The organism is Halomonas sp. BLK-85 (assembly GCF_044792155.1).
In the GTDB taxonomy this organism is placed as follows: Bacteria; Pseudomonadota; Gammaproteobacteria; order Pseudomonadales; family Halomonadaceae; genus Vreelandella.
On the sequence record NZ_CP087731.1, the window covers coordinates 199,588 to 213,442 of the forward strand.

The 13,855-nt window shown below is 54.4% G+C and carries 10 protein-coding genes; 5 read left to right on the forward strand and 5 right to left on the reverse strand.

The genetic code is table 11. The annotated features are described in order from the left end of the window. Positions 1 to 243: 243 nt before the first annotated feature. Positions 244 to 1,209: a zinc-binding metallopeptidase family protein gene (locus LL947_RS00900; RefSeq protein WP_290823415.1), complete on the forward strand. Its 966-nt coding sequence runs from the start codon at positions 244 to 246 to the stop codon at positions 1,207 to 1,209. Between the two features lie 25 nt (positions 1,210 to 1,234). Here the strand turns inward: LL947_RS00900 and LL947_RS00905 are convergent, their stop codons facing one another. The 5 genes from LL947_RS00905 to LL947_RS00925 are packed head-to-tail and all read right to left on the reverse strand — an operon-like array spanning position 1,235 to position 8,276. Beyond that, a complete protein-coding gene (locus LL947_RS00905; RefSeq protein WP_499833671.1) occupies positions 1,235 to 2,716 on the reverse strand; it encodes a sensor histidine kinase in 1,482 nt (493 codons plus the stop codon). A gap of 23 nt (positions 2,717 to 2,739) precedes the next feature. Further along, positions 2,740 to 3,213, reverse strand: coding sequence for a response regulator (locus LL947_RS00910; RefSeq protein WP_499833672.1), 474 nt, complete (start codon positions 3,211 to 3,213; stop codon positions 2,740 to 2,742). 4 nt (positions 3,214 to 3,217) lie between these two features. Then, positions 3,218 to 4,564 (reverse strand): sensor histidine kinase, encoded by a 1,347-nt coding sequence (locus LL947_RS00915; RefSeq protein ID WP_499833673.1) that lies wholly within the window; start codon positions 4,562 to 4,564, stop codon positions 3,218 to 3,220. Then, positions 4,564 to 6,921 (reverse strand): sensor histidine kinase, encoded by a 2,358-nt coding sequence (locus LL947_RS00920; RefSeq protein WP_499833674.1) that lies wholly within the window; start codon positions 6,919 to 6,921, stop codon positions 4,564 to 4,566. Before LL947_RS00920 ends, LL947_RS00915 begins: the two co-directional genes overlap by 1 nt. Before the next feature lie 23 nt (positions 6,922 to 6,944). Then, the gene (locus tag LL947_RS00925; RefSeq protein ID WP_499833675.1) at positions 6,945 to 8,276 is read right to left on the reverse strand and encodes a GGDEF domain-containing protein; all 1,332 of its coding nucleotides are present in this window, start codon (positions 8,274 to 8,276) and stop codon (positions 6,945 to 6,947) included. 398 nt (positions 8,277 to 8,674) lie between these two features. Here LL947_RS00925 and LL947_RS00930 point away from each other — a divergent pair, with 398 nt between their 5' ends. The 4 genes from LL947_RS00930 to LL947_RS00945 all read left to right on the forward strand — a co-directional run bounded on the left by LL947_RS00930 (position 8,675) and on the right by LL947_RS00945 (position 13,809). Further along, positions 8,675 to 9,931, forward strand: coding sequence for an ABC transporter substrate-binding protein (locus LL947_RS00930; RefSeq protein WP_499833676.1), 1,257 nt, complete (start codon positions 8,675 to 8,677; stop codon positions 9,929 to 9,931). Next, entirely contained in the window at positions 9,928 to 11,643 is a 1,716-nt protein-coding gene (locus LL947_RS00935) for a GGDEF domain-containing protein (RefSeq protein WP_499833677.1), read from the forward strand. Before LL947_RS00930 ends, LL947_RS00935 begins: the two co-directional genes overlap by 4 nt. Before the next feature lie 376 nt (positions 11,644 to 12,019). Then, entirely contained in the window at positions 12,020 to 13,315 is a 1,296-nt protein-coding gene (locus LL947_RS00940) for a tyrosine-type recombinase/integrase (protein ID WP_404415412.1), read from the forward strand. Continuing rightward, positions 13,312 to 13,809 carry a hypothetical protein gene (locus LL947_RS00945; protein ID WP_499833678.1) on the forward strand — a complete coding sequence of 166 codons (498 nt, stop codon included), beginning with the start codon at positions 13,312 to 13,314 and terminating at the stop codon, positions 13,807 to 13,809. The genes LL947_RS00940 and LL947_RS00945 overlap by 4 nt, the downstream gene beginning before the upstream one ends. Positions 13,810 to 13,855: the final 46 nt, after the last annotated feature.

Genomic DNA, 13,855 nt, shown 5'->3' on the forward strand with positions numbered 1-13,855 from the left:
AGAGACAGGGTTTTCAAGCTAAGCGGTCAGTATTATCAAATCACGAGAATGTCTCTTTTATTTATCGAATTAAACTTCTCATTTATATAGTTGTCGCAATTCATTACGCTTATGCATAAATCATTATAGATACGTCATGAATGCTATGATGTTGAAATAATTAGCGATAAATGCGGCTTCTGGTGGTTCTTATATGCCTTTCGAAGTTTCGTGTTTTTCAATTATCAAGGGGCATGTTAAGTAATGCAGTCATTTTCAAACCCGGTCGGTGGTGGAACGCTATGGTTCCACAACCTGTTGACCGCTGAGGGCACGCCGGTTGCCTATGACCCCCAGGCCCGTGCTTTTCTGCCGACACCACCCTTCTGTGTTAACCGGGATGTGATTGGCTGTAACTGGATTGCGCCTGAGCAGGGCGCTTTCTGCCGTTCATGTGCGATGACGGCATTGGCTCCTGACCTGGACATTCCCGATGTCATTCCCAACTGGGCGGAAACCGAAGCGGCCAAGCGCTGGGTGATCGATAACCTTGGCCGCTGGCACTGGTTCAGGCCAGAAGATCCGGGTACACGCCCTGTTTTTCACATGCTTGCCGATGGTTATACGTTGGCGCCGATGGGGCATGGCGAGGGCATAGTGACTATTAGCGTCTCTGAAGCCGACCCTGTGGTACGTGTGACGCGTAAAGAAGCGCTGAAAGAGCCTTACAGAACCATGATAGGACACATGCGCCATGAAATTGCCCACATGCTGTGGTGGCGCCTTAGCCTGCGTGAGGATTTTCTGGCGGCTTTCCGTGAGATGTTTGGCGATGAGCGCGCTGATTATGGCGCTGCACTAGAACAGCATTATATACAAGGGCCGCCTCAAGACTGGGAGCTTTTCTACCTGACGTCCTACGCGTCAGCGCACCCCCATGAAGATTGGGCAGAAACGACCGCACATCTTCTGCACCTGACCGATATTACCGACAGTTTTATTGCCACCGGCCTTTTAACCCCCGAAATGCCGAGCCATCGCTGGGACCCTTATGCAGAACCGGATACCAAGGTGCTGGTTAATGTTGCCGCCAATCTGGTGATGCGGGTCAACCACGTCAACCGTTCCATGGGGCTGTCGGACATTTATCCCTTTGTGCTTTCCGAGGCGGCTCACCGCAAGCTGGCCTTTGTTCATGACTGGTTGCGACGTGGTGCTCAAGGACGTTGATGCTGATCATCTATCGGCGGTCGTTTTATTGACCGGGTGTGGATGATTCCGCATGGGACGGCAGGGCAAACCGGAAACAGCTGCCTTGGCCGTCGCCGGGAGAAACAACCTCTATGTAGCCACCGTGATGCTCGACAATACGTTTGCACACGGCCAGGCCAATGCCTGTGCCATCAAACCGGCTGCGCGGCTGTAGGCGTGAAAATACCCGAAACAGGCGGTCCTGCTGGTCAGGCGCAATGCCTATGCCGTTGTCTTCGACCGTGACATACCAGCGATCATCAGATTGTTGGCCTGTAATAACCACCCTGGGGGGTGTGTTTAGATCCACATATTTAAGGGCATTGTGCAGCAGGTTCTGCAACAGGCGCACCAGTTCATCGCGGCTGACGTACATCTCGGGCCAGTCACCGCGTACCTCAATGTGTCCGCCCGTTTCCTGCAGCTTGGGTTTGAGGTAGCCGAGGACTTCATCCAGTAGTTCCTGAGTATTAACCCAGGCCATGGGTGAGGTTTTACGACCCACCCGTGAATAGTTGAGAATGCCCAGAATCATCGCATCCATGCGTTCGGCGCCTTCACGGGCAAAGCCAATCATTTCTTTGGCGTCATGGCTCAGGTCGTTGCCCAGTTCCTGTTTCAGCAGTTGCAGGTAGCTGTTGACCATGCGCAGGGGCTGGCGGAGGTCGTGGGAAACGGCATAGGCAAATTGCTCAAGTTCTTGATTGGAGCGAGTCAGTTCCAGCTGGGTTTCCTTGAGCGTGTGAATATCCAAGTGAACGCCAATCAAGCGAACAGGATTGCCCTGGGCATCATGTTCGACGACCTGGCCACGCCCCTGAACCCAACGGTAGCCTTGCGCCTTCTGATGGCGAAATTCAATAATGAACTCGTCACCCGTCTCGAGCTGGCGGGAAATCGCGCTGCTGCAGCGTTCAACATCCTCCGGATGCAAGTGCGCCTGCCACTCGGCAAAGCTTAGCGGGGTGTTACAAGGCGCTAGCCCCAGCATCTGATAGCAATGTTCATCCCAGAGGATCTCGTCTCGCTGGGGGTACCAGTCCCAGATACCAAAGCCTGAAGCTTGTTGGGCCAGTGAATAGCGTTTTTCCTTCTCTTCCAGTTGGTGCTGGGCGATGACTCTTTGGGTGACGTCAATGCCTACGCCCTGAAAATAGCTGATTTCGCCTGCCGCATTGAAAAAGGCCGTATTGGTCCACTCTACCCAGCGTGGCTGACCCGCAGCGTCCTGTACCTGGTTGAGGATAGCGTGGCGAGGGGCGTCTGGCGTGAATGCCGGGTAAAGATCAATCCATTTTTGCTGCTCGTCATGTTGGCAGGCATCCAGCCAGCGCTGGCCGATCATGGTCTCTGGCGTAGCGCCGAAGAACGCCGCCATTGGGCGATTGGCAAACACCAGGGTGGTATCGGGCAGAAAACGGTTGAGCATGAAAGGGTGGTGCTCAGCGAGAGCCTGATAATCCACCTGCTGGGTGTCTGGGAACATGGTGCCTTGCCTGGGGTAGCTCATTATGGACGTTTGACCAGCGTCAGCCAGTAGTCTTCGACGTTCTGTATCGCCTGCAGGAACTGCACCAGGTCAACGGGTTTGGTGACAAAACCGGCGCAGCCCAGATCATAGGTATCGACAATATCCGATTCCGCTTCCGAGGTGGTGAGCACAATCGCTGGAATCCGCTTGAGATTGTCGTCCTGCTTGAGATGTTGCAGCAGGGTCTTGCCATCCATGCGTGGCATATTCAGATCAAGCAGAATGATATCCGGGCGTGGAGCGTCCTGATAGGGGGCCTGTTGTCGCAGAAACGCCAGTGCCTCAACGCCGTCTCCGACATCAAACATTTTGACCAGCAGCCGGCTCTTCCTGAAGGCCATACGGGTCAAGTGGACGTCAGCAGGTTCGTCTTCCACCAGCAGTACGACAAAATCATCCAGACCTTCCTGTGAATAGGCGTTGGACGACGTTTCAGAGGATGGAATATCCAAGCAATCACCTCGCTAGGGGTAAATCAAACAGTACGGCTATGCCGCCATCAATACCATCTTCCATGACGATCTTGCTATCCAGGTTGCGTAACGCCTTTACGACCAGTGCCAGCCCCATGCCTGTGCCAGGGTAGCGTTCATTGTGAGGCACCAGACGGGTAAACATCTCGAGCACCTGGGTACGGTATTCCGGACTGATGCCACTGCCATTATCCTCGATCCGGAACCTGGCGTTGTTGCCAAGGGGGAGTGCCGAAATGCGCACTCTGAGCGGTTTGTCGGAGCGGCGGTAAAGCCAGGCGTTGTGCAGCAGAACATGGAAGATCATCCTGAGCTGGCGCTCATCGGCCTTGACGGCAGGTAAGGGCGCGACTATCTCCAGTGCATCGCTCAGCCTCAAAGGAGATAATGCAGGCTCGGCACAGACGTTTTCAATCAGGGCTTCAACATCGATAATCTCCGGTTTGAACGTCATCTCCAGGCTGAGGTAGCGCTGGATATCATTAACCAGCGCTCTGAGCTGGCGTGCCTGACTATCAATAAAGTCAACCGCTGTCTGGGTGCTTTGCGTGTTCAGTGTGACAGTCGTCTGAGGTTGAGGCGATATCTGCTGTGCGCGTTGATCAGAAAGCTGCTGCGACAGCTCCTGGGCAAAGCTGACCAGTCGACGGCTGGGCTCCTGAAAGTGGTGGGCCATCACCTGGCTCAACCTTTCCAGTTCCCGGTTACGAAAGGAAAGTTCTCTGATAAGGCGCTGGTTTTCTGTGCGAGTACGGCGCAAACGCATTAACAGCGCCATCAGAATAACGATCACGCCTATCTGAACGGCCGTCCCAATCACGGCCATCCAGAAAGTGCGTTGGCGGGATGCCTGAAGCTCAGCCGTTTGCAGGTCGACCTGCTCCTCCACACGTCTCATATACTGACGCTCGGCGGACGCTTCAAAGTCGCTGGTGTCATACAGAGATGAAATCAGTACCTCACGCCCATTGACCTGGAAAGAGTCGGTATAGGTGCCCATCACCTTGACGCTGCCATCCGCCAGGCGGTGTCGAAAATACAGATGGCTGGCCTTGGCCGCGGCCGCGCGGCGAATTTCGCTATCGATCTGTGCAGCGTTCAATAAATTGATCTGATTGAGGTGCATGCCTTCCAGTTGTTCAAACCCGTAAAAGGCTTTGGCGGAAGAGTTTGCACGCTCGATGATGCCGGTCTCGACATCAACCATCCACATGGGAGCAGAGTGTCGGGAGAAAAAGCTCTCGAAGTCGGGCATGGCCCAGCTGGGACCGGCAACAAGCATGGTCAGTATGACGGCTAGAGACTGATAGAGTCGTCTGTAGGTGCACATTATCGATCATCCCGGCCGGGAAGCTGTCGAGGTAAGGTAAAAATAAACCGGCTGCCCTGGTGTTCCCCCTCGGACGCCACCCAGATCTTGCCACCGTGGCGTTCCACGATCTTGCGGCAGATCGCCAGCCCAACCCCGGTTCCTTCGTATTGCTGGCGAGTATGCAGACGCTGAAACACCTTGAACAGGCGGTCTTGTTGTTCCGGCGCAATGCCAATGCCGTTATCGCTGACGGTCACCTGCCAGGTGCTGGCATCGGCGCTGAGCGCAACATGCAGGCCGATGGTCACGTCCTGGCCAGGCGCTCGGTACTTCAACGCGTTACTGAGCAGGTTCTGGAAAAGCCGGGTCATTTCATCTGGGCTGGCGTAAACCCGTGGCCAGCCATCGTCAATGTCGAAATGGGCACCGGCTTCACGAATAGCCGGTGTCAGAAAATGCATAGCTTCATCAATGGCTTCCCTGAGTGTTATCACCTGCATGGGCTGTCCCTTGCGGCCTACCCGGGAGTAATCCAATAGTGACAGCAGCATGCTGTCCATGCGTTGGGCGCCTTCATGCATGAAATGCAGCATGGTGCTGGTATCTTCGTCCAGATCATCACCGAGTTGGCGCTCCAGGAGCTGAGCATAGCTGGTGACCATGCGCAGCGGCTGGCGCAGGTCGTGGGAGGCGGCATAGGCAAAGTGTTCCAGCTCTCTATTGGAGCGCTCCAGCGAGGTGCGATACTGCTCCAGCTCCAGCTGAGTGGCATGTTCATCGCTGATATCTCGAATATAGCCATGCCATAGCGTGCTGCCATCTTCCAGGCGTTCTGGCGTGGCAATCCCCTCCACCCAGAGTTGATGGCCACTTGGGTGGTTGATGCGATAATGGGCTCGCCAGGTTGTCAGCTGATTGGCAGAGTGCCGGGTGGAATCAGCAATCCTTTGACGATCTGCTGGATCGATCAGCGCGAAAACCTTGTGAGCATCGTCGTGTACCGCCTCTGGCGTGAACCCATAAATGTCTTCAATCCCCTGGCTGACATAGGGAAAGCTACATCGTCCATCCGGATGCTGCCAGAACTGGTAAAGCATACCGGGCAACAGCGCGGCATGCCGACGAGTCTGCTCCATGGCCACCTGGGCCTGGGTTTCAGCGGTTTTGCGCGCTGTAATATCGCTGTGGGTGCCGGCCATCCACAGCGGCTTACCCTTCTCGTCCCATGAAACCACGCGGCCTCTGTCCTGCACCCATATCCAGGAACCATCGCGATGATGCATACGGACTTCCACATCATAGGCATCGCGTTTTCCGGCAAAATGCTCGTTCAGCATGGCCTCGGAATGGGGCAGGTCATCCGGGTGGCAAAATGCCATCCAGGTGTGGATAGAGGTAGGTGAAATCTCTTCCAGCTGATAACCGACCATACCTGCCCAACGTTCATTGAAGCGCGTTTCGCCGGTCTGGACGTTCCACTCCCAGGTGCCTGCGGCGGTGCCCCACAGAATGTTTTTCAAGGCATTACGCTCGGCTTCCAGCGCAGCGTGTTCCCTCTCCTGCTGCGTGATGTTGTGCAAGGCGACAAGGTAAGTGGGCGCGCGGTCGAGCCTGTCAATCAAGGCACTCTTGTTGAATTTGATCAGCTTGGCTTCAGTCTTGATCTGTTCTCCGTATAAATCAATTATGTGCCAATAAAAAGACTGGGGGCCGTCATTGGCACGCTTGAGCAGCTCTCCAGCCAGCTGGGTGGAGAGGTTGTCATCCGCCTGGTAGGTAGGTGAGAGGTCAAGAATGCCCTTGCCAATCAGGTCTCTTTTACTGTCAGCCTGAAAAAGCGCGTTTGCCGCCAGGTTGCTCTCCGACACAAGGGGGATGCCGTCTTTATTGATGTGCAACAGCAGTTTGGCGCTGGGCGAGTAATAGAAAAGGGCATTAAAACGCTGAAAAAGGCGTGACGTCCTTAAATAGAGTAGCAACAGCAACAGCATGGCAATGATGATGCCAGCCGCTAGCCCGATCATCAGCCAGAGACTCTTGCCATAGCGTTGTAGTAACTGCTGCCAGAGGGTCAGATCTTCTGGTGTAAAGGGGGCAACGCCGAGATCGCGATCGGCCCGTTGCAATGGCCGGTCATCCTGTAGGGGGACAAAGTTTTTAAGCGATAGGGTCTCCATGCGGACTGCCTGACTGGGCAAGGCCCAACGTATGGCGTCGACCACCGGCGCAAAGCGCGCGTCACCGGACGCTGTATCGCGATTGGCAAATATTCCCAGAGGGGGGGTTGGCATTGCCTGGGTATAGGCGGGGGGTATGAACAGCACAAACAGAAAAAACCAGATCAACGAAGGCGGCGGATCAGTCATCGGGCGCATAAATGTTCTCGGTGTAATGTGACCTACTCAGAGGGCATAGCAGTGTCGTTCACTGCATCAATCTGCTGACATACCCGGTTTCGACCCTTCTGCTTTGCCTTGTAAAGCGCAGTATCTGCACGGGCCAGCGCCCCATCCGGACGACTATCAGTGGCGCATAATTCATCTACCCCGACGCTGGTGGCAATGCCAAGGGCCTTACCATCGGCATCCACCCGCATGGCTTCAACGCTGGCGCGGACCTTTTCCGCTACTTTAATGGCTCCTTCCAGAGGGGTATCCGGCAGCAGGACGGCAAATTCCTCTCCCCCAAGACGTCCAAAGATGTCATTTTCACGCAGGTTATCCGTTATAGTGATGGCAAACGCTTTAAGAAAAATGTCGCCCATTGCATGGCCATAGGTATCGTTGACCTTCTTGAAATGGTCGATATCCAGCATCAGAATGCTGGCTGCATGGCCCTGATAGCGTTTGACTCTGCCATATTCACTGTTCATGGCGTTCATGAAACTGCGCCGGTTGAGCAAACCGGTCAGGGGGTCATGCATGGCCAGGGTACGCAACTGTTCTTCCATGGCTTTGCGTTCGGAAATATCCTGATGAATACCCACCATACGCTCTGGCTTGCCATCACTGTCCCAACTGACCACATGGCCGGAGGCGAACTGCCAGACCCAATGCCCCTCTTTGTGCTGTAAACGGAACTCGCTCTGGTAGCGTTGGGTCTGGTTATTCAAGTGGTCGTTGAGTGCGTTATGAAAAGCGTTCTGGTCATCCGGGTGAATCTGTTTCATCCATTGTGAAGCAGACGTCGGTAATTCAGGGTCGTCTTTGCCAAATCCGATGTTCTCAAGCAGGCGCTCACTGTTGTAGTAGCTGTCATCTTTCAGGTTCCATTCCCAGACGCCCAGGTCACCGCCTTCTATTGCCGCCATCATCAACTCTTCTGATTGCTGTAGACGCTGCTCCAGATGATGGCGCTCCATGGCATATCGGATGGCACGAAGCAGGTTTTCAGCTTTCAGCTGGTTCTTGATCAGATAATCCTGAGCGCCGGCTTCCAGAGCTCTCAGGGAAAAATCCATGTCATCATGGCCAGTCAGCACCACGATCGGTGTATTGCGCGCCATGGACTTGCAGCGGAAAACAGTTTCCAGCCCGTTGGAGTCTGGCAGGTTGAGGTCAAGCAGAATGACATCCACTGCTGAATCACGTATCTCAAGGTGCCGGTTCAATGCCTCCAGGCTTTTCAGCCAGGTAATCTGGTGTTCGCTACCGCTGAACTTGAGGCTGTAGCGGACCAGGCCGGCATCGCCGTCTTCATCCTCGATCAGTAGTATGTTGATTGCTTGCATAATGATGTTCTGAAACTCAAGGAATTGCCCGTTTGACAAGGTCGAACCAACACTCTGCCAGATGCTGCACAAATGCACACCCGCCAGTGGCTGAGTTGCATTTTTACCTCTAGATTAACATAAAGAAACTTTTCAGCTGTACCGCCGCGTCAGGCATCTTTCTCAACACTTTTGATGACGGTAACGTAGACAGCTTGCCGGGAAGCCAGTGAACTGAAAGGCTTCAGCGAGCGGTCTACACGCCAGCGAGTGTTACGAGGATTCTGCGTTTCTGGTCATGGTGTTTCTGTTTATAGAGTAGGCCCTTGGCTATTGGCGCACGGATATTGCAGCGTGGCTTGTATTCAGGAACTTAAACCCTGCATGATGCATTATATCAACGGTAAGGGAGTTTTCTGTTGAAACGTCGCGATGTGCTTAAAGCAGGAGGCGCAGGTTTACTGCTGGGAACAGCAGGATTTCCTGCCATATTGAAAGCGGTCAATCGCTCGCCCACCCTGCGTGTAGTGGGAACTCATGTCACGCTTCAGGAGCCAATAAGGCGCCGTGCGGAGCAGGATCTGGGGATCAATATCGAGTTCTATCCGGGTGGCAGTGCTGAGGTGTTACTGAAGGCGGCCACAGACCCGGCTGCGTTTGATCTCTATGAGCAGTGGTCAAACAGTATTCGGGTACTGTGGCAGGCCAACACCATCCAGCCAATCGACACTCAACGCCTGACCTTCTGGAAAGATATCAATAACCTGCCCAAAACCGGCAAGATTTCGCCAGCAGCGCGGATAGGCCGGGGCGATGCACCCCATCGTCTGCTGTATGTCCAGCCGGACGGCACCCTGGAACATACACCGACTGACTCCATCAGCTTTCTTCCCTATGCCCATAATGTGGATTCCTTCGGTTATCGCACCGACGTCATTGAAGAGGGTATTCCCTATGAAACCGAAAGCTGGGGCTGGTTACTGGACAGCCAGCAGCGTGGTCGGGTGGCGATTATTAACGAGCCGAGCATAGGCCTGTTCGACCTGGCGCTTGCCGTCGAGAGCAAAGGTCTGATGCAGTTTTCTGATATTGGCAACATGACCCGGCAGGAAATCGACCAACTGTTTGAAATCCTGATTGATTACAAGCGTCAGGGTCAGTTTCGCGGTTTCTGGTCATCGGTACCCCACTCTGTTGATCTCATGGCAAGAGACGAAGTAGACATCGCCAGCATGTTTTCTCCGGCGGCTTATCGGTTGCGGGGCATGGGAATTCCTTGTGCTTATGCAGCTCCGAAGGAAGGCTATCGTGGCTGGTATGGCGTTATGTGCCTGTCATCCGGCGTCGATGAAGAGCGCAAGGAACTTGCCTATGCTTTTATGAACTGGTGGCTTTCAGGGTGGCCCGGTGCCTTTATTGCCCGGCAGGGCTATTATATTGCAAACCCTCAACAGGCCAGGCAGTACCTCAGCGATGATGAGTGGAACTTCTGGTATGAAGGCACACCTGCTGGGAAGTCGATTCTGGGCACCGATGGGGCTGAAGTGGCAGTGCCCGGCGAAATGCGCCGTGGGGGAAGCTATCAGACCCGGTTTGAAAGGGTGTCCGTCTGGAACACCGTTATGGATACCTATGAGTATTCCTTGACCAAATGGAGGGACCTATTGCTGGCATGAGGCGGTTTTCCCACTGGCGTCTGAAAAACAGGCTCTTTGCTGGCTTTATGGTGATAGGGCTGGTTGGCGGAGGTCTGGCGCTTTTTATGGGGCTGGCCATCAGCAATATCTATACAGATTTCCGTCGCTTTACGCTGGTCAGTGAGCAGGTGGAACTGGGGTACGATCTGGCGACCAAAATGGTGGTACTACAACGCTTGTCCGAGAAATTCATACAGGAAGGTGACCGCTTTTCCGCCGATCAGGCCGATCTGGCGCTGGAGCAGGCTGAAACCGTGCTTGCCAAGCTGGAGGATGATGCCAGTGAGCCGATAAGGCGGCGTGCCGGTATCATGGCTGTCCATCTGGACAACTTTCAGCAGGCTTTTGCTGAGGTCAAACGGCAGCGCGAGCGCCAGAATCAGCTGACCCATGATGCGATTCACGCCGAAGCAGAGCTGCATGGCAAGCTGATCGACAGCTTTGCTGCCAGAACTCTGGACGCAGAATCCGTGGCTTTGGTCGAGCGGCTACGTATCTCGCTATTGCAGATAGAAGGCTTTACCCGCGACTACTTCGACTCACTTGATAATGCCCTGATTCGCGAAGTGAAGGGTAATGTGCGTCACTCCCAGGCATTGCTCCAGCAGCTTCAGGCCCTGCATCAGGGGGATTCCTTTAACGAACTCCTCACCAGAATGGATGCGTCGATACTTGCCTATGAAGAGGCGATTCTTGAAGCAGTTCAGCGCTCGCGAGGTTATCTTTTCCTGGTCAATGTGGTCATGGCGGCGGAAACCTATGAGATCCTCTATCAATCAGACCGGTTAACCGAAAAGTTGCGCCAGGAAATGCTCGTGATTGAAGAAAGCGTGGATCATAAAAGGCAGCTGGTGTTTTTGCTGGCGCTTATAGGTAGCGTCATCATGTTGCTGCTTATCGTGGGACTCTCCTATGCGCTGGGCCGCAGTATTGCGACGCCGATTGAAAACCTGGCGGGCATTTTCCGACGCCTTGCACGCGGGGAAACGGCACCTATCAAGTCCGATTATGAAGTCGGTTATGAGCTTCAGGAGTTATCCAGGGCATCTGAAGTGTTTCGCGAAAAAAATGCAGAAACCCAGCAATTGCTGGCGCGGTACCGTGAAATCAGTGGTGTGCTGGAAGAGAAGGTCAAAGAGCGTACCCAGGCACTTGAAGAAGCCAATCAACAATTGAAGGAACTTTCCCGAACGGATGGCCTGACGGGCCTGGCCAATCGGCGTTACTTTGAGGAAATTCTGGGGCGAGAATGGCTAACCGCGCAACGCAATGATCTTAGCCTGACCGTCATCATGCTGGATATTGATTACTTCAAGGCGTTCAATGACCGCTATGGACATCCAGCAGGCGATCAATGTCTGCGAGAAGTGGCACGCGAGCTGAAACAGCACGCTCGGCGTGGCAATGATATGGCCGCACGTTATGGCGGTGAGGAATTCATCGTCATCCTTCAGGATAGTGACCAGAAAGCAGGTGTTGCGATTGCTGAACGTATTCGATGTGGCTTGGAGGCGCTTGATATTGCCCATGAGGACGCCCCCATCAAAAAGGTAACCGCCAGTTTTGGCGTGGCGGCGGGCAAGCCAGCCGAGGGTTTCAACAGTGCTTTTGAACTGATCAAACAGGCAGATGATGCGCTTTACCAAGCCAAACAGACGGGAAGAAACCGTGTAGTGGCTGCTGCTACCTGAATACTTGAACAGCTCAGCGTCCGGGCTGAGATCTGTAGCCATCAGGCGGGAATAATCCTGCCTTTACCCAGCCACGTTACCTGCACAAAACGTCCCTTCATGGCCCCTGTCGCTTGATACTGCGGTGGCAACACCGATGATGTATGGATGAAAAAACAAAAAAAGCACCCGTAGGTGCTTGATTTTCTTGATAAGGTGGTGGAGGCGGCGTCCCCCTGTGAGCGGTATCACGCCATGCCATGCTGAAGCCATAACCCACTGAAAGCCTTGTGTTTACTAGCTTTGCTTATCTTATCCTGTATCGTCTAATATCACCCTATGCTATTCTTTATGGCTAATAGGTTGGCTAATGGGATGGCGCATAGGAGTGAGGGCGATGCCAAAGGTAGCGAAAGAGTTAAGCGCGGCTGAAGTGAGGCGGATAGACCGCCCCGGCTTCCACCCCGTTGGGGGAGTGCCTGGCCTGTTGTTACAGGTTAGCCCTGGTGGCGGTCGTTCGTGGGTATTGCGCGTGATGGTAGGCCAGCGCCGCCGTGGCTTTGGGCTGGGAAGCTTTCCCGCCGTTCCCCTAGCTGATGCCCGCCATAAAGCCCGAGAGCTACGCGACAAGCTAGCGCAAGGTATCGACCCGGTAGCAGAACGCCAAGCCGCCCGCGCCGCCCATATCGCCGCACAAGTCAAACGCCTGACATTCCGGGAAGCGGCTGAGCAGTATCACGCCACCAAAGAAAAAGAGTTCCGAAACGCCAAGCACCGGAAAGACTGGATTGGCTCGCTAAAGCGCTACGCCTTTATCCATATTGGGGAAGTGCCGGTGGGTGATGTGGAATTGCCCCACGTCCTGAAAGCGCTAGAACCGATATGGGAAACCAAGACGGAAACAGCGACCCGCGTTCGCCAGCGTATTGAAGCTGTGCTGGCATGGGCTGCTGTGCGTGGCTACCGTGATGGCAATAATCCCGCCCGGTGGCAAGGCAACCTTGATGCCGTGCTGATGAAGCCCGCTAAGGCAGGCAAAGGCAAGCGGCACTTCCCGGCGTTGCCATGGCAGCGCGTCCCCGAGTTCCTGCAAGACTTGCGCGCCCGTGAAGGCATGGGCGCTAGGGCGCTGGAGTTCGCCATTCTGACCGCCGCCCGTTCTGGTGAGATACGCGGTGCCACTTGGGATGAAATCGACCTGAGCGCCAAGGTATGGACTATACCGGCTGACCGCATGAAGGCAGGCAAGCCCCACCGGATACCGCTATCACCCGCCGCCGTTACCCTGCTGGAGTCGCTGCCCCGTATGCAAGGCCAGCCATTGGTATTCCCGGCGGTGCGAGGTGGCAAAATCAGCGACGTGACCATATTAGCCACCGTGAAGCGGATGAACACCACCAAAGAAAAGGAAGGCGGCGAACAATACACGGATCCAACCGATGGCCGCCCGGTGGTGCCCCATGGTTTCCGTAGTGCGTTCAAGGATTGGGCGCGAAACCGTTCAAGCTATCCCGATGAAGTCAGTGAGTTGGCGCTTGCCCACGTCAACAGCGACGCCACCCGCGCCGCCTATGCCCGTGATGAATTGCTGCCCCAGCGTACCAAGCTGATGACTGCATGGGCTGACTACTGCGCAGAACCGGCCAAGGCCAGCGCCAGCGTTACCGCTATTCGTGGGGAGGTATCCGCATGACGAACCCACTGGAAGGGCTGGATCCTGAAGACCAAAGGATGCTTGCCAAGCTAGCAGAAGATAAAGGACTTACACTTTTAGAGGCCCGAAGATTGCACGATAAAGCATCCAAGGGGATATGTGATCTTTTTCTTAAAACACTGGCTGAGCAAGGTAGAACCATAGAGGATTTAAACCGCGAGTGTGAAGCGGAGCAAAGCATGGTCGACTTTATTTACCAAACTACAGGAGTCCGTGTTTCAGGCCGGTGGGGGATTGCTGCCAATAATTACACTGGCGCTAAGGTTCGTAGTGGGGCAGAAGCAGGCCATAAGCATACGCACGGTACAAAAGAAAAAAAGCAGCAACAATGGGATAGCTACCAAGGTTTACTAGATGAGAAGTTGGCCAACAACCCGAATTTAAGCCTAACAACAGCGCGTGGTTATGTTGCTAAGGAAGTAGGCGTATCACTAAAAACAATCCAAAGGCATACCGAAGATCCTCGCAAATAGTGGGGACAGTGCCCGCCACTGTCTTGTGACTTAACCGCCAAAGTTC

Excerpts from the sequence above, each read along its gene's own strand:
- LL947_RS00920 (WP_499833674.1), bottom strand. The coding sequence starts at position 6,921 with ATGCGCCCGATGACTGATCCGCCGCCTTCGTTGATCTGGTTTTTTCTG.
- LL947_RS00925 (WP_499833675.1), bottom strand. The coding sequence starts at position 8,276 with ATGCAAGCAATCAACATACTACTGATCGAGGATGAAGACGGCGATGCC.
- LL947_RS00915 (WP_499833673.1), bottom strand. The coding sequence starts at position 4,564 with ATGTGCACCTACAGACGACTCTATCAGTCTCTAGCCGTCATACTGACC.
- LL947_RS00935 (WP_499833677.1), top strand. The coding sequence starts at position 9,928 with ATGAGGCGGTTTTCCCACTGGCGTCTGAAAAACAGGCTCTTTGCTGGC.
- LL947_RS00945 (WP_499833678.1), top strand. The coding sequence starts at position 13,312 with ATGACGAACCCACTGGAAGGGCTGGATCCTGAAGACCAAAGGATGCTT.
- LL947_RS00900 (WP_290823415.1), top strand. The coding sequence starts at position 244 with ATGCAGTCATTTTCAAACCCGGTCGGTGGTGGAACGCTATGGTTCCAC.
- LL947_RS00905 (WP_499833671.1), bottom strand. The coding sequence starts at position 2,716 with ATGTTCCCAGACACCCAGCAGGTGGATTATCAGGCTCTCGCTGAGCAC.
- LL947_RS00940 (WP_404415412.1), top strand. The coding sequence starts at position 12,020 with ATGCCAAAGGTAGCGAAAGAGTTAAGCGCGGCTGAAGTGAGGCGGATA.